The 20,838-nt window shown below is 71.6% G+C and carries 18 protein-coding genes and 3 tRNA genes; 7 read left to right on the top strand and 14 right to left on the bottom strand.

All coding sequences use genetic code 11. From position 1 onward, the window contains the following. Nucleotides 1-55: 55 nt before the first annotated feature. From L1785_RS21820 to L1785_RS21790, 7 genes are all read right to left on the bottom strand, one after another. A complete protein-coding gene (locus L1785_RS21820) occupies nucleotides 56-1,027 on the bottom strand; it encodes an ABC transporter ATP-binding protein (protein ID WP_308113398.1) in 972 nt (323 codons plus the stop codon). Beyond that, nucleotides 1,027-1,860 (bottom strand): ABC transporter permease, encoded by an 834-nt coding sequence (locus tag L1785_RS21815; RefSeq protein ID WP_236091357.1) that lies wholly within the window; start codon nucleotides 1,858-1,860, stop codon nucleotides 1,027-1,029. The genes L1785_RS21820 and L1785_RS21815 overlap by 1 nt, the downstream gene beginning before the upstream one ends. After that, nucleotides 1,857-2,648, bottom strand: coding sequence for an ABC transporter permease (locus tag L1785_RS21810; protein WP_236091356.1), 792 nt, complete (start codon nucleotides 2,646-2,648; stop codon nucleotides 1,857-1,859). Before L1785_RS21810 ends, L1785_RS21815 begins: the two co-directional genes overlap by 4 nt. Further along, entirely contained in the window at nucleotides 2,645-3,646 is a 1,002-nt protein-coding gene (locus L1785_RS21805; protein WP_236091355.1) for an ABC transporter substrate-binding protein, read from the bottom strand. The genes L1785_RS21810 and L1785_RS21805 overlap by 4 nt, the downstream gene beginning before the upstream one ends. A gap of 349 nt (nucleotides 3,647-3,995) precedes the next feature. Beyond that, nucleotides 3,996-5,009, bottom strand: a complete 1,014-nt coding sequence (locus L1785_RS21800; protein WP_236091354.1) for an ABC transporter substrate-binding protein — start codon at nucleotides 5,007-5,009, stop codon at nucleotides 3,996-3,998. A 364-nt stretch (nucleotides 5,010-5,373) separates the two neighbouring features. Next, nucleotides 5,374-5,446 (bottom strand) — tRNA-Arg (locus L1785_RS21795). Nucleotides 5,447-5,610: 164 nt separating this feature from the next. After that, nucleotides 5,611-5,702, bottom strand: a tRNA-Ser gene (locus L1785_RS21790). Nucleotides 5,703-5,806: 104 nt separating this feature from the next. On the opposite strand from L1785_RS21790, the gene L1785_RS21785 reads away from it, so the two are divergent. Beyond that, nucleotides 5,807-7,516, top strand: coding sequence for a GMC oxidoreductase (locus L1785_RS21785; protein ID WP_236091353.1), 1,710 nt, complete (start codon nucleotides 5,807-5,809; stop codon nucleotides 7,514-7,516). A 36-nt stretch (nucleotides 7,517-7,552) separates the two neighbouring features. Here the strand turns inward: L1785_RS21785 and L1785_RS21780 are convergent. The 5 genes from L1785_RS21780 to L1785_RS21760 all read right to left on the bottom strand — a co-directional run bounded on the left by L1785_RS21780 (nucleotide 7,553) and on the right by L1785_RS21760 (nucleotide 13,613). Next, a tRNA-Ser gene (locus L1785_RS21780) sits at nucleotides 7,553-7,637 on the bottom strand. Between the two features lie 110 nt (nucleotides 7,638-7,747). Next, nucleotides 7,748-8,374: a GTP-binding protein gene (locus L1785_RS21775; protein WP_236091365.1), complete on the bottom strand. Its 627-nt coding sequence runs from the start codon at nucleotides 8,372-8,374 to the stop codon at nucleotides 7,748-7,750. A 157-nt stretch (nucleotides 8,375-8,531) separates the two neighbouring features. Then, nucleotides 8,532-8,945, bottom strand: coding sequence for a DUF742 domain-containing protein (locus tag L1785_RS21770; RefSeq protein ID WP_236091352.1), 414 nt, complete (start codon nucleotides 8,943-8,945; stop codon nucleotides 8,532-8,534). 10 nt (nucleotides 8,946-8,955) lie between these two features. Further along, complete coding sequence (locus tag L1785_RS21765; protein WP_236091351.1) at nucleotides 8,956-9,402, bottom strand: roadblock/LC7 domain-containing protein; 447 nt, start codon at nucleotides 9,400-9,402, stop codon at nucleotides 8,956-8,958. Between the two features lie 38 nt (nucleotides 9,403-9,440). Further along, on the bottom strand, nucleotides 9,441-13,613 hold the full coding sequence (locus tag L1785_RS21760) for an ATP-binding protein (RefSeq protein WP_236091350.1): 4,173 nt from the start codon (nucleotides 13,611-13,613) through the stop codon (nucleotides 9,441-9,443). 138 nt (nucleotides 13,614-13,751) lie between these two features. Here L1785_RS21760 and L1785_RS21755 point away from each other — a divergent pair, with 138 nt between their 5' ends. Continuing rightward, nucleotides 13,752-14,729: an NAD(P)H-quinone oxidoreductase gene (locus L1785_RS21755; RefSeq protein ID WP_236091349.1), complete on the top strand. Its 978-nt coding sequence runs from the start codon at nucleotides 13,752-13,754 to the stop codon at nucleotides 14,727-14,729. A 35-nt stretch (nucleotides 14,730-14,764) separates the two neighbouring features. Here the strand turns inward: L1785_RS21755 and L1785_RS21750 are convergent, their stop codons facing one another. Beyond that, complete coding sequence (locus L1785_RS21750) at nucleotides 14,765-15,400, bottom strand: GntR family transcriptional regulator (RefSeq protein WP_236091348.1); 636 nt, start codon at nucleotides 15,398-15,400, stop codon at nucleotides 14,765-14,767. Between the two features lie 132 nt (nucleotides 15,401-15,532). Here L1785_RS21750 and L1785_RS21745 point away from each other — a divergent pair, with 132 nt between their 5' ends. From L1785_RS21745 to L1785_RS21725, 5 genes are all read left to right on the top strand, one after another. After that, nucleotides 15,533-16,264 (top strand): PIG-L deacetylase family protein, encoded by a 732-nt coding sequence (locus L1785_RS21745; protein WP_236091347.1) that lies wholly within the window; start codon nucleotides 15,533-15,535, stop codon nucleotides 16,262-16,264. Further along, nucleotides 16,264-16,962 carry a 4-carboxy-4-hydroxy-2-oxoadipate aldolase/oxaloacetate decarboxylase gene (locus L1785_RS21740; protein WP_236091346.1) on the top strand — a complete coding sequence of 233 codons (699 nt, stop codon included), beginning with the start codon at nucleotides 16,264-16,266 and terminating at the stop codon, nucleotides 16,960-16,962. Before L1785_RS21745 ends, L1785_RS21740 begins: the two co-directional genes overlap by 1 nt. Beyond that, complete coding sequence (locus tag L1785_RS21735) at nucleotides 16,959-18,050, top strand: 4-oxalomesaconate tautomerase (protein WP_236091345.1); 1,092 nt, start codon at nucleotides 16,959-16,961, stop codon at nucleotides 18,048-18,050. The genes L1785_RS21740 and L1785_RS21735 overlap by 4 nt, the downstream gene beginning before the upstream one ends. Further along, a complete protein-coding gene (locus tag L1785_RS21730) occupies nucleotides 18,047-19,024 on the top strand; it encodes a VOC family protein (RefSeq protein WP_236091344.1) in 978 nt (325 codons plus the stop codon). The genes L1785_RS21735 and L1785_RS21730 overlap by 4 nt, the downstream gene beginning before the upstream one ends. Nucleotides 19,025-19,262: 238 nt before the next feature. Continuing rightward, nucleotides 19,263-19,883 carry a bacterial proteasome activator family protein gene (locus L1785_RS21725; protein ID WP_372461901.1) on the top strand — a complete coding sequence of 207 codons (621 nt, stop codon included), beginning with the start codon at nucleotides 19,263-19,265 and terminating at the stop codon, nucleotides 19,881-19,883. Nucleotides 19,884-19,952: 69 nt separating this feature from the next. Here L1785_RS21725 and L1785_RS21720 read toward each other — a convergent pair whose 3' ends face one another. Then, on the bottom strand, nucleotides 19,953-20,807 hold the full coding sequence (locus tag L1785_RS21720) for an EamA family transporter (protein WP_236091364.1): 855 nt from the start codon (nucleotides 20,805-20,807) through the stop codon (nucleotides 19,953-19,955). Nucleotides 20,808-20,838: the final 31 nt, after the last annotated feature.

Here is a 20,838-nt window from a genome sequence, read left to right as displayed (position 1 = left end):
ACCCCGGCCCGTCGGCCTCCACGAGCGGCGGCGGCCCGCGGGCGCCGCCGCGACGTCACGCCTCGGCCGAACCCGCCTGCTCCGCATCGTCGACCGGTGCGTCGTCGACGTCCGCGGTCGCGTCCACGACGGGGGCGGCCAGCGCCTGCGCCGTGATCAGCTCCCGCTGCCGGACCGTCGTCTCCCCGTTCGCAGGCAGCCACGCCGGGGCGAGCCCCGCCTCGTCGAGAGAACGCGCCCCCTTCTTGGCATGCTGCACCAGCTCGTACACGTGGTTGCGCAGGCGCCCGAACTCGGGGTGGGTGCGCGTCGCGACCTGGTCGCGGTTCGCACCGAGGTCGATGGTGACCTTCTCCAGGAGGATCGTCGGACGGTTGGAGAGCACGAAGACATGCTCACCGAGGTACACCGCCTCGTCGATGTCGTGCGTCACGAACACGACCGTGACGCCGAGCCGCTGCCACAGCGCACGCACCAGGTCCTCGAGCTCGAGCCGCGTCTGGGCGTCGACCGCCGCGAACGGCTCGTCCATGAGGAGCACCTGCGGCTCGTACGCGACCGCACGGGCGATCGCCACGCGCTGCTGCATGCCGCCGGAGAGCTGCCACGGGTAGGACCTGCCGGCGTCGGCCAGGCTGACCGCGTCGAGCGCCTCCTGGACGAGGCGCTTGCGCTCCGCCTTCGGCACACCCTTCTCCTTGAGCGGCAGCTCGATGTTCTTCGCCACCGTCATCCAGGGGAACAGCGACCGGCCGTACTCCTGGAGCACCACAGCCATGCCGGGCGGCGGACCCTTGACGAGGTCGCCACCGAGCGCCACCTCACCGCTGGTCGAGCCCAGCAGGCCGGCCAGGATCCGCAGGAGCGTCGTCTTGCCGGCGCCCGAGGGCCCGACGACGCAGACGAGCTCGCCCGCCTTCACGTCAAAGCTCAGGTCCTGGATGGCCTCCACGGCCGCTCCACGTCCCGTGTAGACCTTGCGGACGTTGCGTACCGAGAGATCCGCTCCGTGAGTCTTGCCGGCCATCAGGCACCTCCACGCTGGGTTCGCAGGTACCCGCGGTACCACTTGAGGACGACGCGCTCGACCGCGCCGAAGAGCAGGGCGAGCACCACTCCGATGCTGCCGAGGATCAGGACGGCGCTCCACATGGAGGCGGTCGCGAACGTCGCCTGGAAGGTGGCGATCGCGCTGCCGATCCCGTCGAACGCGGCGAACATCTCGCCGATCACCATGAGGATCATGGCGATCGAGAGCGCCTGCCGGGCACCCGTGAAGATCTGCGGGCCTGCACCGGGCAGGGTCAGCGCGAACAGGCGCCGTGCCGGTCCGAGCCGGTAGGCCTGCGCCGTGTCCTTGAGCACCGGGTCGATGCCACGGACGCCCTCGATCGTGTTGAGCAGGATCGGCCAGACCGCGCCGACGGCGATGATCGCGATCTTCAGGGCGTGGTCGATCCCGAGGAACAGCATGAGGATCGGCGCCAGGATGGGCGGTGGGATGGCGCGGAAGAACTCGAGCGCCGGCTCGAGGAAGTCACGCAGCGGGCGGAAGGTGCCGATGAGGACGCCGAGGACGACGCCGAGGACGAGAGCGATCCCGAACCCGATCAGGAGGCGGGTCACGCTGGGGACGACCGCCTTGACGAACAGGCTCTGCGAGAACGGTTCCGTGAACCAGACGGTGGAGAACTTCTCGAGGACGACGGAGAGGGCCGGGACCTGCGGGTCCGTGCTGCCGGCGCTGGCGAACCACCAGATGGTGACCAGGACCGCCGGGAGCAGGACGAACAGGACGGCCTTCCAGAGACCGAGGCCCGCTGCGCGGAGCACGCGGGCGGCAGGCGTGGAGGCGCTCATGCGGCGACCTCCCCGCGGATCGACGGGTGCCAGAACAGGGTCCACCGCTCGATCTGGCGGAACACCAGGTTCACGGCGAGCCCGAGCGCGCCGGCCACGAGCACCAGCCCGTAGATCAGCGCGTACTGGCCGGAGGCGCGGGCGATGAGGAGCAGGCTCCCGAGGCCGGGCGTGCCGATCAGCAGCTCGCCCGTGAGGGTCAGGATGAGCGCGACGGTCGCGGCCAGGCGGAGGCCCGTGATGACGTACGGCAGGGACGACGGCAGCGTGACCGTGCGGATCCGGGTCAGCAGCCCGAACCGGTAGGAGCGCGCCGTGTCGTCGGCGACGGGGTCGACGCTGCCGACCCCGGCCAGGACCTGCAGGAGCACCTGCCAGATGCTGGCGTAGACGACCAGGATGAGCGTCGACTGCATCGTCGGGCCGTACAGGATGACGACGAGCGGGACCAGGGCCACCGAGGGCACGGGGCGCAGGAACTCGATGGTCGAGGCCGTCAGAGCGCGCAGGCCCGGGATCTCGCCGATGAGGATCCCGAGGACAGTACCCGCGACGAAGGCGATCGCGAGACCGGTGATCCAGGTCGTGAGCGTCTGCCCGAGGGCGGTCCAGAACTGCGGCGACACGAACCACGAGGACAGCGCCTGGAACATCTCCGTCGCCGGCGGCAGGAAGCGCCGGTCGACGACGCCCGCGACAGGCAGGACCTGCAGGACGAGCAGGAGCACCGCGACCCCGGCCAGGCCAAGGGCCCAGCCGGGGACGCGGAAGGTGGTGCGAGTGGTCACGGGAGCAGACCGCTGGGGTCGAGCTCGGCACCCTCGCTGAAGCCGTACTTCTGGGCGAGCTCCGCCTGCAGCTCGAGGGAGTCCTCCGAGACCTCGGGCAGCCACGTCGGCAGCGTCATCTCGGACTTCACCGCGGGGTCGATCTCCGTGTAGAGGTCGAGGGCCTCGCGCACCGTGTCGGAGTCGCCCTGGGCGAGCTCGAGCGACTCGGTCATCGCCGCGACGAACGCCTCGACGACCTCGGGGCTCTCCGTCGCGTAGGCGTCGGTCGTGAAGTAGCCGGCGACCATGAGCTCCGGGTCGAGCGACGCGAACGCGACGTCGAGCGGCGTGGCGCCGGCCTGCTTCGTGATGGTGAGGAACGGCTCGACGACGAACGCCGCGTCGACGGCGCCGCCCGCCAGGGCGGCCGGCATCTCGCCGAAGCCCATCGGCACGAACTCGATCGTCGCCGGGTCGACGCCTGCGGCCTCGGCCTGGCTGGAGATCGTCGCCTGGAGGAGGCTCTTCGGCGCGTTGACGGCCACCTTCTTGCCGGCCAGGTCCGTGACCGAGGCGATCGCCGAGCCCGCGGGCACGACGAGGCTGCTGAAGTCGCTCGCCGCGTCGGCGTTGGCGAAGTTGCCCGGCGCGACGATCTGGAGCTCGTTGCCGCCGGCCTGCGCGAGCAGGAGGGAGGTGGCGTTCGAGAAACCGAAGTCGAACTCGCCGGAGGTGACGCCGGGGACGAGCGCGGGGCCGGACTCGGCCTTGACGATCTCGACCTCGAGGCCGTGCTCCTCGAAGATGCCCTCCTCGACACCGAGGTAGAGGGGGGCGACGTCGACGATCGGCAGCACGCCGACCGTGATCTGGGTGAGGCCGTCCAGCTCCGTGGCCTCGTCCGACGGCGACGCGGACGGGTCTTCGAGAACGGGTGCCTCGCTGCCGCACGCGGCAAGGGTGAACGTCAGGGCCACGGCGGCCGTAGCCAGCGTGAACGACTTCGCGTGTCGCACGAAAGGACTCCTTCTGGAGGTGATCTGCCGAATTCGGCCGGGTCCGCAGCGCCTTCGAGACGGACCGCGGTCTTACCCGGATCGGCCACCGAAGGCCATTCGCTCTGCGAACGGATGTGCCGAGAGAGAACGTAGCGACTGGAGAACCCTCGGGTCAACGTCACGTGTGACGTCGGGCACGATCCGTAACCGTTTCGCGACTTTTGCCCGAATCAAGGTATAGGCCGGGTGAAAGTGCGCATATCGCTAGCACCGAAACATGTCCCGGAGACGACGACGGCGTCGCACCGGTCTCCGGCCACCGGCCGAGAACCCGGGCGACGCCGCCGCGGCGTGGATCAGGGGTGGATCAAGAAGGGAAGCTGAGGTCCGGATTGATCTTCATCTGGAAGTAGGTACCGGCGAGCCCGCTCAGGAGCACGGCAGAGTCCTTGGAGATCACCGGCGACCACTTCGGCAGCGTCATGGCCGCCTTCACCTCCGCGTCGATCTTCGTGTAGCTGTCGAGCACCGCGCGGGCCGCCTCCGGGTCCCGCGAGGCCATCCCCAGCGACTCGTTCATGGCGTCGGCGAACTGCTCGACGATCTCGGGGTCGGTCACCGTCAGGTCGTTGGACGCGAAGTAGGCCGCGATCATGAGGTTCGGGTCGACGGTGCCGAACGAGCTGTTCGGCAGCTCCCGGGCGCCCTGCGCCTTGGCGACCGACAGCAGCGGCTCGACGATGAAGGCCGCGTCGACGGTACCGGCCGTGAGGGCGTCGGGCATGGCGCCGAAGCCCATGGGCTCGAAGCTGAGCGTCCCGGAATTGCCGCCGCCGGCGTCCACGACGCGGCGGACCGTAGCCTCGAGGAGGCCCTGCTTCGCGTTGACGGCGACCTTCTTGCCCGCGAGGTCACCGACGTCCTGGATGCTGGAGGTCGCGGGGACGACGATCGCGCCGAAGTCCTTGGCCGGGTCGCCGCTCGAATAGTTCCCGGCGGCAACCACCTTGATGTTCCCGGTCGAGGTCCCGGCGCTGACGATCGACAGCACGTTGGAGAAGCCGAACTGCCACCGCCGCGAGAGCACGTTGTTGATGATGTCGCCGCCGTTGGCCGCCACGTCGATCGTGAGGTCGATCCCGTGATCCTCGAAGATCCCCTTCTCCACGCCGAGGTAGAGCGGGGCGACGTCGACGATGGGAAGCACGCCGACCGTGATCGGGGTGAGGTTCTCCCGGCCCTCGTCGGCCTCGGCGGCCGCGGCGGTCTCGCCGGGGGCGAGCGGAGCGGTCGGCGCCTGGTAGGAGCTGGCACAGCCGGCCAGCACGAAGGTCATCGCCGCCATCGCGGCGGCCACGGTCATCGACATTCGGCGACGCACGAGAGGGACTCCTTCTGGCAGTGGTTTGCCGGCGACGCGGTTCGCGACTCGCTCCGTGCGGAGCGCCATGTTCTCGCGCACGCCTGCCGCCGAGGGCAGGCGTCCGGTGGACGGTGCGCCCGGGAGAAGGTAGCGAGAACTCGCCCCCCGGGTCAACGCGGCCCGCGTTCTCCCAGGCCGCGGCGATGCTGCTGCGCCGGCGCCTCGGGCTGCGCCGGGGCTTCACCCGGGCAGCCCGCGTGCGCCCGCGGGCGACCGTGGGCCCCTGGAGGCGCCTGAGGTCAGCGTGAGGTCAGCGTGAGGGCCCAGAGACGAGCCAGGCCCGACCAGCATGGATGCTGGTCGGGCCTGGCTTCTCGGAATGTGCGCCCGAAGGGATTCGAACCCCCAACCTTCTGATCCGTAGTCAGATGCTCTATCCGTTGAGCTACGGGCGCATTGTGCGACGGCCACCGTGGTGACCGGCCGACCAGAACACTACCGCCTCCCGGCCGGGTGTCCAAACCGGATTCCTGGTTCGTGACACAGGCCACGCGACCGGGCGCGCGAGGAGCGTCGCATCAGAAAAGGCCCCGGGCGTCATGCGCAGCCGGAGCCTTCCTGGCGGAGACGGAGGGATTTGAACCCTCGAACGGATTGCTCCGTTACCACCTTAGCAGGGTGGCGCACTAGACCTGACTATGCGACGTCTCCTCGCGGTGCAGGCACCGCGCGGCCCAGGGTACCGGTCGCCGGGGCCAAGGAGCAAAAGCGGGGCGCTTCTTCAAGGTCCCCTCAGTAACGGGTACGTTTCCCACATGGACCACGACTACGACGTCCTGGTGATCGGCTCGGGCTTCGGGGGCAGCGTCGCCTCCCTGCGCCTCACGGAGAAGGGCTACCGGGTCGGCGTGCTCGAGTCGGGTCGTCGCTTCGCCGACGACGAGTTCGCGAAGACCTCGTGGCACCTGCGGCAGTTCCTCTGGGCGCCCGCCCTCGGCTGCTACGGCATCCAGCGCCTGTACCTGCTGCGCAACGTCCTGTGCCTGGCCGGCGCGGGGGTCGGCGGCGGGTCCCTCGTCTATGCCAACACGCTCTACCGGCCCCTCGATCCCTTCTACGCCGACCCTGCGTGGAACGGGATCACGGACTGGAAGGCGGAGCTCGCGCCGTACTACGACCAGGCCGAGCGGATGCTCGGCGTCGTCGAGTACCACGCCAGGTCCCCCGCCGACGACCTGATGCGCCAGGTGGCGGCCGACATGGGCGTGCCCGAGACCTTTCGTCCCGCGCGCGTCGGCGTCTGGTTCGGGCCGGAGGGCGCCGCGGCGCCCCGGCCCGGGGAGACCGCGGCCGACCCGTACTTCGGCGGCGCCGGCCCCGAGCGTCACGGCTGCATCGAGTGCGGCGAGTGCATGACCGGCTGCCGGCACGGCGCCAAGAACACGCTCGTGAAGAACTACCTCTTCCTCGCGGAGCACGCCGGGGCGCAGGTGCACCCCCTCACGACAGCCGACGTCGTCCGCCCCCTCCCCGACGGCGGCTACGAGGTCCTCAGCCACCGCACGGGGCGGCCGCGCGGGCTCGGACGGCGCAGGTTCACCGCCGGGCAGGTCGTCCTCGCCGCCGGGACGCTCGGCACGCAGAAGCTGCTGCACCGCATGAAGGACACGGGTGCCCTCCCCCGGCTGTCGCCCCGTCTCGGGCACCTCACGCGCACCAACTCGGAGGCCCTGCTCGGCTCGATGACCCGCAGGGTGTCCGACGTCGACCACTCGCGAGGCGTCGCGATCACCTCGTCCTTCTACCCGGACGAGAACACGCACGTGGAGCCCGTCCGCTACGGCCACGGGTCCAACGTGATGGCGGCCCTGCAGCACGTCCTCGTGGACGGGGGACCCGGCTCGCGGTTCCTGCGCTGGCTGGGCGTGCTGGCTCGCAACCTCGACAAGCTGCCGATGCTCGTCGACTGGCGCCGCTGGTCCGAGCGCACCGTCATCGCCCTCGTCATGCAGAGCCGCGACAACTCGCTGACGACGTACACGCGCCCGGGCCTCCTCGGCCGTGCCCTCACGTCGCGCCAGGGCACCGGCGCCCCCAACCCCTCGTGGATCCCGCAGGGGCACGAAGCGGTGCGCCACATGGCGCGGCGCATGGGCGGGATGGCGGGCGGCACGGTCGGCGACCCCTTCGACATCCCCATGACCGCTCACATCCTGGGCGGGTGCGCCATCGGCGCCACGCCCGAGGACGGCGTCGTCGACCCGTACCTGCGCACGTTCGGGCACCCGGGGCTGCACGTCATGGACGGCTCCGCCGTCACGGCGAACCTCGGCGTCAACCCGTCGCTCACGATCACCGCCCAGGCGGAACGCGCGTGCGCGCTGTGGCCCAACCGGGACGAGGAGGATCCGCGCCCGGTGCTCGGGGCGCCCTACCAGCGGCTCGCCCCGGTGGTGCCGCGGTCACCCGCGGTGCCGGAGGCGGCCCCGGGCGCGCTGCGCCTGCGCATCGTGGACATCACCTGAGCCGGCTGCCCTGACGGTCTTGCCGAGGTGGTGGGGCGGAGGGCGAGGGATTCGAACCCCCGGTGCGTTGCCGCACAACGGTTTTCAAGACCGTCACATTAGGCCGCTCTGTCAGCCCTCCTCGCGGTCGACCGACGCGCGGCCCCGCGGCGGCCCAGTCTAGCGAGCCGAGCCGACAGGTCCGCCGAGGTGGTCGTCCGTCGGGCGACCACCTCGGCGAACCGGCGGGCGTCAGCTCTGAGCTGCCTTGCCGGCCCGCAGCGCGCGCATGGCGAGCTGGACCAGCGAGATGAGCGTCTGCTTGGTCGCGGCACGCGAACGGGCGTCCGTGTAGAGCATCGGCACGTGCGCGGGGATCTGGAGCGCCTCGCGGACGTCCTCGAGCCGGTGCTTGGCCACGCCGTCGAAGCAGTTGACGCCCACGACGAACGGGATGTTGCGCGACTCGAAGTAGTCGATCGCCGGGAAGCACTGCTCCAGGCGGTCGGTGTCCACGAGGACCACGGCGCCGATCGCACCGCGGACCAGGTCGTCCCACATGAACAGGAAGCGGTCCTGGCCGGGCGTGCCGAACAGGTACAGCCACAGGTTACCCGGGAGCTCGACACGACCGAAGTCCATGGCCACCGTGGTGGTGGTCTTGCGGTCCGTCACACCGCCGGCGTCGTCCACGCCGACGGAGTGCTCCGTCATCGCGGCCTCGGTGTTCAGTGGCTCCACGTCCGAGATCGAGCCGATGAACGTCGTCTTGCCGACGGCGAAGCCACCGGCGACGACGATCTTCACGACGGTCGGCGCGGTGCGGGCGACAGCCGGGGCCTTGGCGGCCGCGGGCGCGGCCGGGGGCTGCTGGACCACGGGCGGGGCCGGCTGCGCCTGGACGGCCCTGGCGGGCGGCGGCGTCGGGGCGGCGGCGGCCGTAGGCGCCGCACCCCCGCCGAGCACGCTCTGCCGTGCCGGCGCCGCCGCGCCGACAGACGGACCGGAGACCGGGGCCCAGCTCGGGCCCGAACGGTCAGAGGGCGGAAATGCCATTGAGAACACTCTCCAAGACGCTCAGCGACAGGCCAGAGTTCGAGCTGTCGTGGCCTGTGTGGACATTGACCGGGGTCGAGGTGTGCACGGTGACGTGCCCCTCCTCCTGCATGTCCGCCACGAGGATCCGCACGACACCCAGGGGTAGGCGAAGCAGGGCCGAGAGCTCGGCGATGGACACGTACGTGTGCGCGGCGTGCTGGAGGATCGCGCGCTTCTCCGGGGGCAGACCGTAGCTGCTGACCGCCCCGGGCAGGACCTCCACGAGGGCCTCGAGCGGCAGGTCGGACGTGGCCGACCGAACCCGGCCTCCGGTGACCGCGTAGGGACGGACCGTCGACGTCTCGTGGACGTCGCCATAACCGCCCTGGGAACCGAAAGGTGCGTACGTCATCGTCGAGACCTCATCCCACGTTGGCTCGGGACTGCCCGTCAACCGGGAGGCTGCCACGCATCTCCGCGATCAGCTGCGGGGTGAGCGTGGCCTCCGTGCGGGAGACGAGCAGGGCCATCTCGTAGCCGATGAGGCCGATGTCGCACGTGGTCTCGGCAACCACGCCCAGCACCGACCCGTTCGAGACGTTCATCAGGAAGAGGAAGCCGTTGTCCATCTCGACGATGGACTGCCGGACGTTCCCGCCGTTGAGCTGGCGAGCGGCACCACGGGTGAGGCTCGACATGCCGGAGACGATGGCTGCGAGCTGGTCCGCGCTCGTGCGGTCCAACTGGTCCGACATCGCCATGAGCAGGCCGTCCGCGGACACCACGAGCGTGTGGCGGCTCCCCGGGACAGTGCGCACGAAGTTGTCGAGCAGCCACCCGAAATTCGTTGCTTCGGTGCTGAGGGTCACTCTCTGTTCCTCCTAGTCAGAATCCACAGACGCGCTGGTCACCGCGACTGCGGCGCTGAGTCAGGGACATGATTCATCGTCGAGGGTGCCCACGTCGAGGCCCCCTCCTGATTTCCGGGATCGTTCTCCGTCCCACGCCCGGCGTCGGCCTCCGAACGACCACGCGCAGTAGCCGACTGGAATGCGGACAGCCGGGAGCGGAGCTGCTCGGGATCACGTTCGATGCGGGCCGAGAGCCGGTCGACCGTGTCGCCCACGCCGGTTCCGGAGGCGCCTCGCTCGCGACGGGTCAGGCCGCTGGGAGCCGCCGGCTCCGGGGTGTGGGCAGCAGGACGGTAAGCGTCGTTCTCGGGTACCACGTCGTCTTCCTGGTAAGCCCCCCTGCGCAGGAGGCTCGTCATCTCCTCGTAGAGGACGGCGGACGCCATCCACTCGGACCGCGCCTCGACGGAGTCGCGGACGTATCCCGGGTCCAGCGGGTCCAGCGTGTCGGCCACGCCGGCGGCCGGGGCCGGGGCGGGGGCCGGTGCCGCGGCCGGCTGAGCCGGCTCGGCGTAGGACAGCGACTCGTAGCCGGCTCCGGCCCGGTTGGGCTCGGAGTACTGGTTCGTCACCCGGGCCGGTGCTGCCTCGGCCGGCAGCGGCGCCGTCGGCCTCGGTGCGATCGGCACGATCTCCGTGACCGGTGAGGCCACCGGTGCCGAGGCGAAGCTCTCGACCGGCGCGAAGGACTCCACCGGACCGAAGCTCTCGACCGGTGCGAAGGACTCCACCGGACCGAAGCTCTCGACCGGTGCGAAGGACTCCACCGGACCGAAGTTCTCCACCGGCGCGTAGCCCTCGACGGGGACCGTCGCCTGCGACGCGGCCGGCACCGGGCTCATCTTGGGCTGCGCAGCCGGGACCGCAGAGCCCGGGACGGCCGGGGACGGCCCGGTGAAGGGCATCGGGGCCGCGGGAGGCTGCGACTCGCGCAGCGCCTTCTCGTAACCCTCCTGGAAGCCCTTCTGGTACACCGGGTCGGCCGGGGCCTGAGCCGGGTTCACCGCGGGCTGGTATCCCGTCGTGGGCCCGAAGCCGGTCGACGGCGACGGCTGCGAGTACGAGACCGTCGGCAGCTCGACCGCGGGGAGCGGCTGCGACACCGGCGTCGGCTCGGCCGGCTGGTAGGTCCGCAGCTCGCCCGTGGCGGGCTGACCGTTCGGGCGACGCCCGAAGATGCCCCGCTGCTTGTTCGCCGGCTTGCCGCCCTCACGGATGGACCGGCGCGTCGGCAGGTTCTCCATGAGCTCCTCGAACGCGGGCAGCGCCTCGTAGCGCAGGTCCCCGGGGATCTCGTCCTCGTCGGGCGCGGCCACGGAGCCGAGGCTCGTGCTCTGCCCGCCGGAGGCCTGACCCGGCTGGCCGTAGGACTGACCGAACGACTGACCGAAGGACCGGTCGGGCGCCGGGTACTGCGGCACCGCCACGGGCGCCGGCGGCGGCGGCGGAGCCACCGAGGGCTGCCCGCTCGCCGGGAAGCGCATGACGCTCGTGTCCTCCGCAGAGCCCGGCAGCGCGGCCGGGTCCTGCGTGATCGGGTCGAGCTGGAGCGCCTGCGGCGAGGCGTCCTGCACGCCCATCGTGTTCAGCGACCGGAAGCTCGAGAACAGCGCGCTGCGCTGGTCGACGTCCAGCACCGGTGTCACCGGCACGTCCTCGAAGAGCGGCGCCGGGGGCTGCGCCGGAGCGGCGTTACGGCTCCGGCTCGGCAGCGCGCTCGGCGACGGCTTGACGTCCGTCATCGACGGCGGGCTCCACTGGTCGTCGCCGGCCGACGGCTGCATGTCCGTCGGCAGCTCAGGCGTGACCAGCGGCGGCAGGACGATCGAGCCGGTCGCCGTCTGCATGGGGAAGCGCTCGCTCGGCGAGCCCTCGCCAGGGCGCGAGGTGCGCCGGCGGGCCAGGCCCAGGGCCGTCGTGCCGTCGGTGAGCGCGTCGAGGTCGACAGGGACGGCGACGGGCGCCTCCGGCTGGGCGACGAGGGAGCTCGTCGCACTCGGCAGCGGCTGCGCCGCGTTGCCCCCGAAGTTGCCGCCGAACGCCGGGGCCGGGTTCTGCTGCGTGGCCATCGACGTGGTCGACGGACCGGACGCGAAGGCCGGCGCAGGGTTCTGGTACGCCGTGCTGCCCGGCTGACCGCCCGGCATGCCCTGGTACTGCGCGGCCGCGGCCTGGGTCGCCGCCTCCAGGGGGTCGGTGGGCTGGGGCAGCGGCACCGCGTCGTCCGGGAGGAACAGGACCGCGGGGAAGCGGACCGTCACCTGCGTGCCGGTGCCGTCCTGGCCGCTCGCGAAGTCGACCGACGCACCGAGGCGGTCCGCCAGGCGGCCGACCACGAAGAGGCCCAGGCGCTGGGCGCCGACGGCGTCCGAGGCCGCGCGGCTCGTGACCTTGCGGTTGGCCTCCGTGAGCTCGTCCGCGGTCATGCCGAGGCCGTGGTCGCGCACGATGACGGTGACGCCGAACGAGTCGCGCGACGTCGTGACGTCCACCGGCGTGTGCGGCTCGGAGAACATGGTCGCGTTCTCCAGGAGCTCGGCCAGGAGGTGCGCGGCGTTCAGCGCGTTGTGGCCCAGCATCAGCGGGTCCACGACGAGGTTGAGGCGCACGCGGTCGTACAGCTCGATCTCGGAGGACGCGGTACGGATCACGTCGGAGACCGGCATGGGCTGGCGCACCCGGCGGCCCGAGTCGATCCCGGCGAGGACGAGCAGCGACTCGGCGTTGCGGCGCATACGGGTCGCGAGGTGGTCGAGGCGGAAGAGGTTCGACAGGGTCGACGGGTCTTCCTCGGAACGCTCGAGGTCGTCCAGGAACGCGAGCTGGCGGTTCAGCAGCACCTGGTCACGACGGGCGACGTTGACGAACATCTCAGCGATGGAGCCACGGAGGGCGGCCTGCTCGCGGGCGACCTCGATCGTGGTCCGGTTCACGTCGTTGAACGCGGCGGCGAGCTGACCGATCTCGTCGAGCGACTCGACCGGGATCGGCTCGAGCTCGAGGCTCGGGCCCTGGCCGGGCACCGACACCTGCTCCACCAGGGTGGGCAGGCGGTCACGGACGTCACCGGCGGCGTCGGTGAGGCGGCGCAGCGGGCTCACCAGGCGACGGGCGATCACGAGCGCGGTGATGATCGAGATCACGACGATCACGAGCGCGCCGACGGCGGTTGCCATGGCGCGCTGCGACGCGAGCTCGGACTCGGCCTGCGCCCAGGCGGTGGCGTCCGCGCGGAGCTCGTCGCGCACCAGGCGGTTGTCGACGACCCACTTGTTCGAGGCGTCGGCGAACCCGGCGAACCAGACCGAGTTCTGCGTGGCCACGGACTGCGCGAACGTCTCGTGACCGGTCAGGTAGTCGCCGGTCAGCGGCGCGACCTCGAAGTTGAAGCCGAGGCGGTCCATGTACCGCTGCGCGGTGTCGACCTGGATGTTCAGGGTGTTGGCGAGCGTCGCAAGGTTGGTGGTCTCGGCAGCGCTGGGCGTCATCGAGGCCTGCAGCTTGCCCATGTAGATCTGGGCGAACGGCCGCTCCAGCGTGTTGGTCAGCATCGCGTCGTCCATCGAGATGTACGCCTCGAGGCGGAGCGCGAGCTCACGGTCGCCGGAGGTGTCCGCGAGCTGCCGGGCGACGTCGAGCGCCCCGTCGATGTACGAGGTGTACTCGTCGGCCGTGGCGCCCGGGGTCAGCAGGAGGCCGGCGGTCTGCCCCTGGAGCTCCAGGACGCCCTCACGGTCCCCCATGGTCTTGTCGACCGCATCCTGGACCTGCGGGTCGAGCGCCGCGATGTCCAGTCCCCGGAAGAAGTCGTCGCGCTCGTCGAGGGCGAGGTTCGTCCGTTCCTGAGCGGACGGGCCCATCTGCGGGGCGCCGCTCGCGTCGGTGATGGGCTTGCCTTCCTCGTCCAGGTCCGGCATCGCCTGCGTGAGCATGGCGAGCGCTTCCTGGTTGCCGGCCCGCGCGAGAACCGCCAGCGCACGTTCCTGTGCATAGGCCGAGCCCGCCGTGTCCTGGTACTCGAGCGCGTCCATGATGGTGGCGGTCTGGGACGCGGTACGCGCGTCCAGCACCGACTGACCGACGATGTAGACGGCCAGGACGACCAGGACGAGGACAGGCGTGGCAAGCGTCGCAAGGATTTTCCCGCGGACACCCAACCTGCGGAGCATGGGTACCTCTCTCCATCACTGATCCGTGGACGAGGTCGGCCTGACAGCGACCGCATTCCTCGGCAATGCGTACAAGTTACAGGCGACAGGGACTCACGAACGACACCCTGAGGGCACGCATGAGTAGGCTCCATCGATGTGCGAGCCGTCACGATATCCGGATCCGGCCCCTCAGGGAAACTCTCCGTTTCGTCCCTGAACGACCCGAATCCGGGTCCGAACGAGATCATCATCGAGGTTGCCGCAGCCGGAGTGAACCGTGCTGACCTGCTACAACGGGCCGGATACTACCCTGCTCCGGCAGGCGCCCCTGACTGGCCCGGCCTGGAAATATCAGGAAGCGTCGTGCGTGTCGGACGCGGCGTGTCGCGGTGGCGTCCTGGTGATGAGGTCGTCGCGCTCCTGGAGGGCGGCGGATACGCGGAGCAGGTCTGCGTGCGCGAGACCCAGGTGCTCCCGGTCCCGCGGGGCATCGACCTCGTGGACGCGGCAGCCCTGCCGGAGGCGGTGTGCACCGCCTGGGACAATCTCGTGACCGTGGGCCGGCTCCAGGCGGGCGAGTGGGTGCTCGTGCAGGGCGGTTCGGGCGGCATCGGCACCATCGCCGTGCAGCTCGCCGCCGCGCTGGGGGCGCGCGTCCTGACCACGGCCGGCGGCCCCGAACGGGCCGCCCGGTGCCGCGACCTCGGCGCGGAGGTGGCGATCGACCACCGTTCGGCGGACGTCGTGGCGGCGGTCCGCGCCGCGTCGGGCGGCCACGGGGCCGACGTGGTGCTCGACGTGCTGGGCGGCGGCGGGCTCGCCGACAACGTGCGGGCGCTGGCGCGGGGAGGCCGCCTCGTCGTGATCGGCCTGCAGCAGGGGCGCCGCGGGGAGCTGGACCTCGGCGCGCTCCTCGCCCAGCGCGGCACGGTCGCCGGGACGACGCTCCGCTCACGCCCCGCCGAGGAGAAGGCGCGCGTCGTGGCCGACGTCCTTGAGCACGTGTGGCCGCTCGTCGAGCAGGGCCGGGTGAAACCTGTCGTTCACGCGCGATTGCCGTTCGAAGAAGCGGAGATTGCGCATTTGCTGGTCGAATCCGGTGAAGCATTCGGCAAAGTGCTGCTCATTCCCTGACATATATCGACCAATTCCTTCGCCAATCTGAAAAATCACGCCTCGTCGCGCAGTGCCGCGAGCGTGGCGATCACGCTCCCGATGTGCGCCGCCATCGCCGCCCGCGCCCGCTCCGGGTCCCGGGCGAGGACCGCGTCGACGATCGCCAGGTGCTCCCCGAGCGAGACCCCCGGCCGGCCGGGCATCAGCGACAGCCGGAACTGGTGCCGGACGAGCTGCCCGTTGAGCTGGTCCACGATCCGGGTCGCCGTCGCGTGCTGCGCGATCTCCCGGAGCCGCACGTGCAGGGACGCGTTGAGGTCGGAGTAGGTCATGAGCTCGCCGGCCCGCACCGCCGCGGCCATCCGCTCGCCTAGGTCGCGCAGCTCGGCCGCCTGCGCGTCGTCGATCCGCTCGGCGGCCCGGGCCGCGACCAGGCTCTCGACGGCCTGGCGGATCTCCGTGATCTCGATCGCCTCGGCGATGGGGATCTCCCGGACGCGCGCACCCCGGTTCGGCTGGATCTCCACGAGCCCGTCGGACGCGAGCTGCAGCAGCGCGCTGCGCACGGCCGAGCGGCCGGCACCCAGGTCGGCGGCGAGCTCCGCCTCGATGAGCCGCTGCCTGGGCCCGTAGCGGCCGCGCAGTATCGCGTCGCGCAGCGCCGTGCGCACGCCGTCGGTACCGCCCACTGTCAAGGTTCTCCGTCTGCTAGGTTCGGTCTCGTCGACAAGATTGTCGACAATCTTGTCGACCATCATCACGGCACATCATGACAGATCGTCTCGGGTGGTCGCCCTGACGTCGCTCATACAGGAGGACCCATGGCGGAGCAGTCTCCGCTCCTCGTCGTCACCGCGCACCCAGGCGACTTCGTCTGGCGGGCCGGCGGCGCCCTCGCCCAGGCGGCGTGCCGCGGTCAGCGGGCGGTCATCGCCTGCCTGTCGTTCGGTGAGCGCGGGGAGTCGGCCGCCGCCTGGCGCGCCGGCAAGACCCTGGAGGAGATCAAGGACGTCCGCCGGGCAGAGGCAGAGACGGCCGCGGAGATCCTCGGCGGCGAGGTGCACTTCTTCGACGCCGGCGACTATCCCCTGCGCGAGACCCCGGAGCTGCTGACGAGCCTCGTCGAGCTCTACCGCGAGGTGCAGCCCGGCGTCGTGCTGACCCACGCCCCCGAGGACCCGTACAACATGGACCACCCGGAGGCCGGCCGTATCGCCCGGCACGCCCGCGTGCTCGCCCAGGCCCCTGGGGTGGTCGGTACCGGCGACGTCATCGGCGCCCCGCCGGTCTTCTGCTTCGAGCCGCACCAGCCGGAGGTCTCCGGGTTCGTCCCGGACGTGCTGCTCGACATCACCGAGGTGTGGGAGCGCAAGGTCGCGGCGATGCAGGCCATGGGTGCACAGGGTCACCTCGTCGAGTACTACACGGACCTCGGCAAGCGGCGCGGCGTCCAGGCCAAGCGCAACAGCGGCCCCAACCTCGGCCTCCCGGTGAACACCTTTGCCGAGGCCTACCATCGGGTGTACCCGCAGGTCACGTCGGAGCTGTCCTGATGGCGCAGCACGTCGTCGTCCGTGAGGTCGACCGGGCGCGGGCCGACGTCGTCGCCCGCCTCGGGACCGCCGGCGTGGCGACCGTGCACGAGGCGGCCGGGCGCACCGGCCTCGTCGGGCCGCGCGTCCAGGCCCGGGTACCCGGCGCCGCCGTGGCCGGGTCCGCCGTCACCGTGCTGAGCCCGCCAGGCGACAACCTCATGCTCCACGCGGCCGTCGAGACCTGCCGCGCCGGCGACGTCCTCGTCGTCGCCACGACCTCCGACTCGACCGACGGCTGCTTCGGCGACCTGCTCGCCACGTCGCTGCAGGCCCACGGCGTGCTCGGCCTCGTCATCGACGCGGGGGTGCGCGACGTCGCCACCCTGCGCGAGATGCCCTTCCCGGTCTGGTCGCGCGCCGTGCACGCGCAGGGCTGCGTCAAGGCCACGCCCGGCTCGGTGAACGTCCCCGTGGTCGTCGCCGGTCAGCTCGTCCGCCCGGGCGACGTCGTCGTGGCCGACGACGACGGCGTCGTGGTCGTCCCCGCGGCCCGCGCCGCCGAGGTCGCGGCGGCCGCCGAGGCCCGCACCGCGAACGAGGAGGCCAAGCGCGCGACGCTGGCGTCCGGGACGCTCGGCCTCGACATGTACGACCTGCGCCCGCTCCTGGAGCGGCTCGGCGTCGTCTACGTGGACCGGCTCGAGGACGCGCGATGACCTCCGCCGACGACGGCGTCCGCTGCCTCCTCATGCGCGGCGGCACCTCCAAGGGCGCCTACTTCCTCGCGGCCGACCTCCCCGCGGACCCGGCGGAGCGCGACGACCTCCTGCTGCGGATCATGGGCTCCCCCGACCCGCGCCAGGTGGACGGGCTCGGCGGCGGGCACCCCCTGACGAGCAAGGTCGCGGTGGTGTCGCCGTCGTCGTCCCCGGACGCGGACGTGGACCACCTCTTCCTGCAGGTCGTGCCGGACCAGCCGGTCGTCACCGACCGGCAGCCCTGCGGCAACATCCTGGCGGGCGTGGGCCCGTTCGCCGTCGAGCGGGGACTCGTCCCGGTCGCGGGCGACGTCACCACGGTGCGGATCCGGATGCTCAACCCGGTGGTGCAGGTCGCCGTCGCGGACGTCCCCACCACGGGCGGCGCGGTTCGGTACGACGGCGACGAGGTCATGGCCGGAACCCCCTTTCCGGCGGCCACGATCACGATCTCGTTCCCAGGCGGCGACCGCCCGGTCTTCCCGACTGGCCGGCTCGTCGACACCCTCGCCGGAGTGGACGTGACCTGCGTGGACGCGGGCATGCCCGTGGTCCTGCTGCGAGCCGCCGACCTCGGCCTCGAGGGCACCGAGTCCCCCGCCGCGCTCGAGGCGGACACAGCCCTGCGCACGCGGCTCGAGGCCGTGCGCGCGGAGGCGGGACCCGCCATGGGTCTCGGCGACGTCTCGGGCACCACGGTGCCCAAGCTGACCATCGTCTCCCCCGCCCGGCACGGGGGCCTCGTCACCACCCGCACGTTCGTCCCGCACCGCGTCCACGACGCGATCGGCGTGCTCGGCGCGGTGTCGGTCGCCGCGGGCGTCCTCGCCGAGGGCACCGTGGCGCACGGCATCGTCGAGGGCGCGACCCACCGCATCGAGCACCCGACCGGCTCGTTCGACGTCGGCATCGAGCTCGCCGGCTCCGGCCCCGCCACGACCGTGCGCCGCAGCACGGTGGTCCGCACCGCGCGCAAGCTCTTCGACGGCGTCACCTGGCCCCGCCCGGCCGCCGCAACCCCCACTCAGCGAAGGACCACGACATGACCGCCCTCGGCGACCCCCTGCTGACCCACGACCCGGAGCGCCGTCGCGACATCGCGCACGTCGGCCCGATCGAGCTCTACACGCCGGTTCTCGAGGAGACGCGCGACTTCTTCGTGAACCTCATGGCGATGCGCGAGGTGCACCGCGAGGACGGCGCGGTCCATGTGCACGCGTGGGACGACTACCAGTCGTACACCCTGCGCCTCGTCCAGCGGGACCAGGCCGGCGTCGGCCGCACCTACCTGCGCGCGGCGAGCCCGGCGGCGTTCGAGCGCTTCCGCGCCTCGCTCCACCAGACCCCGTACTGGCGGGGAACCGACGCGTCCGTGCGGGGTCTCGGCGAGGTGCTGCTCTTCGACGACCCCGACGGCCACCCGATGGGCCTGTACTGGGACGTCGACTGGTACGAGGCCGACGAGGACGTCCCGGCTCTGAAGAACCAGGCAGCGGCCTTCCCTGGCCGTGGTGCGAACGTGCGCCGGCTCGACCACGTCAACTACCTGACCGGTGACGTGCCGCCTGTCTCGGACTTCCTGGGCGACGTCCTCGGCGCGCGCTGCACCGAGCGCATCGTCACGGACGAGGGCGCCCCCGCCGCGATCTGGTTCTCCCTCGGGAACACGTCGTACGACCTGGTCTACACCTCGGACCGGACCGGCTCGCACGGGCGGCTGCACCACGTCGCGTTCGCGACGGACACGCGCGAGGACATCCTCCGGGCGGCCGACGTGTTCCTCGAGGCCGGGATCCACATCGAGACCGGCCCGCACAAGCACGCCATCCAGCAGACGTTCTTCCTGTACGTCTGGGAGCCGGGCGGCAACCGCATCGAGCTCTGCAACGCCGGCGCGCGCCTGATCCTGGCCCCGGACTGGAAGACGATCAACTGGACCGTGGCCGAGCGCGCCAGGGGCCAGGCGTGGGGACTGAAGACGATCGACTCGTTCCACACGCACGGCACGCCTGTCGTCTGAGCCGGAGGTGCAGCGCAGGGTGAGGGCCGAGGAACGAGGCACTCGCCCTGCGCGGAACCGCAGGCTCAGGCGACCGACAACATCGTCGTCTGAGCCGGAGGTGCAGCTGACCTCGGACGAAGGAAAGTGGACGGCCCGCGCAGTGTCCTGCGCGGGCCGTTCACGCAAGACTGTGCGTATGACCGACGAGACCGGACCTGCGAAGACCGCCGAGGCGCATGTCGCCCCTGTCGACCCCATGCCCGTGGACTTGTCCGAAGATCCCACGGACGCGGTCGCCGTCGACCCGGACGAGCCGTCCGGCGACGCGCCCCGCCCCGCGATCCACCCGCTCGTGGTGACCCCGGACGGGCGCGAGATCCCCGTGGGCGAGGATGACAAGGCGAAGGGCGAAGGCGCCGAGGGCGTCGTCTCCCAGATAGAGGAACCCGCGAAGGTCATGCGCATCGGCAGCATGATCAAGCGCCTCCTCGACGAGGTGCGGGAAGCGCCGCTCGACGAGGCCGCGCGCACGCGTCTCGCGGAGATCCACGAGCGCTCTCTCGCGGAGCTCGAGGACGGCCTCTCGCCGGAGCTCATGGAGGAGCTGCACCGGATCACGCTGCCGTTCTCGGACGAGGCGGTGCCGTCGGAGGCGGAGCTGCGCGTGGCCCAGGCGCAGCTCGTGGGGTGGCTGGAGGGCCTGTTCCACGGGATCCAGACGGCCCTGGTCGCGCAGCAGATGGCGGCGCAGGCCCAGCTCTCGCAGATGCGTCGCGCCCTCCCGCCGGGATCGATCGCCTTCGGCCCGGCAGGACCGGCCCCGCACCCGGAGGACCAGGACCAGCAGCCCCACACGTCCCCGGGCCAGTACCTCTAGCCCCAATGCCGGGACGTCAGGCCGTCACGCCGCCGCCGGAGCAGAACCGCCGCCCGACGTCGGCAGGTTCTACTTCGGCGGGCCGACCCTCGGCGCAGCCCGCGCAGTCATGGCGATCGCCCCCGACACCAGGACCAGCCCCGCGAGCTCGGGCCACGTCGGCACCTGTCGCAGCATCACGGCCCCGATGACCGCGGCCGTCGCCGGCAGCAGCGCGAGCAGCACCGCGAACGTCGCCGCGCTCAGGTGCCGCAGCACCACCTGCTCGAGCCCGTACGGCACCACGGACGAGCAGACGGCGACGACGAGCAGCAGCACGAGCAGCGCAGGGTCTGAGACCACAGCCCCGCCGGAGCCGACGAAGAACGGCGCGAAGAGGAGCGACCCCGCGGCCATCCCGACGGCGAGCCCGTCCACCCCGGAACCGGCCCGCGCGACCCGGCGCCCCAGCACGATGTATCCCGCCCAGCACGCCGCCGCGGCGAGGATGGCGACAAGGCCGATCACGACGTCGTCGCGCGGCAGGCCCGACTCCAGCGTGACCCCCGCGAGCAGCACGACGCCGGCACCGGCCACCACGATCGCGACCCGCTCGCGCCACGCCCGGCCGGTCACGGCGGCCACCGCGACGGGGCCGCAGAACTCGATCGCGACGGCGGTCCCGAGCGGCAGGTGGTCGATCGCCACGTAGAACGCGATGTTCATCGCGGCCAGCACGATCCCGAACACGGCCGACCACGCGAGGTCCCGGCGCGTCCAGGTGCGCCGCCACGGGCGCCGCCACACCACGAGCACGAGGGCGGCGAGCGCGATGCGCCACCAGCCGACGTCGGGCGCACCGAGGCGGGCGAACAGCCCGACAGCGACCGCCGCCCCCGCGTACTGGGTCAGCCCCGAGAAGACGAACAGGGCGGGGGCGGGGATCCGGTCGAGCACGCTGCCGAGCACGCGGGGA

This window comes from Antribacter soli (genome assembly GCF_021568775.1).
Classification (GTDB): domain Bacteria; phylum Actinomycetota; class Actinomycetes; order Actinomycetales; family Cellulomonadaceae; genus Antribacter; species Antribacter soli.
This window is presented reverse-complemented; position numbering and strand designations above follow the sequence as displayed.

Excerpts from the sequence above, each read along its gene's own strand:
- L1785_RS21820 (WP_308113398.1), bottom strand. The coding sequence starts at position 1,027 with ATGGCCGGCAAGACTCACGGAGCGGATCTCTCGGTACGCAACGTCCGC.
- L1785_RS21815 (WP_236091357.1), bottom strand. The coding sequence starts at position 1,860 with ATGAGCGCCTCCACGCCTGCCGCCCGCGTGCTCCGCGCAGCGGGCCTC.
- L1785_RS21785 (WP_236091353.1), top strand. The coding sequence starts at position 5,807 with ATGGACCACGACTACGACGTCCTGGTGATCGGCTCGGGCTTCGGGGGC.
- L1785_RS21770 (WP_236091352.1), bottom strand. The coding sequence starts at position 8,945 with ATGACGTACGCACCTTTCGGTTCCCAGGGCGGTTATGGCGACGTCCAC.
- L1785_RS21760 (WP_236091350.1), bottom strand. The coding sequence starts at position 13,613 with ATGCTCCGCAGGTTGGGTGTCCGCGGGAAAATCCTTGCGACGCTTGCC.
- L1785_RS21745 (WP_236091347.1), top strand. The coding sequence starts at position 15,533 with ATGGCGGAGCAGTCTCCGCTCCTCGTCGTCACCGCGCACCCAGGCGAC.
- L1785_RS21740 (WP_236091346.1), top strand. The coding sequence starts at position 16,264 with ATGGCGCAGCACGTCGTCGTCCGTGAGGTCGACCGGGCGCGGGCCGAC.
- L1785_RS21735 (WP_236091345.1), top strand. The coding sequence starts at position 16,959 with ATGACCTCCGCCGACGACGGCGTCCGCTGCCTCCTCATGCGCGGCGGC.
- L1785_RS21730 (WP_236091344.1), top strand. The coding sequence starts at position 18,047 with ATGACCGCCCTCGGCGACCCCCTGCTGACCCACGACCCGGAGCGCCGT.
- L1785_RS21725 (WP_372461901.1), top strand. The coding sequence starts at position 19,263 with ATGCCCGTGGACTTGTCCGAAGATCCCACGGACGCGGTCGCCGTCGAC.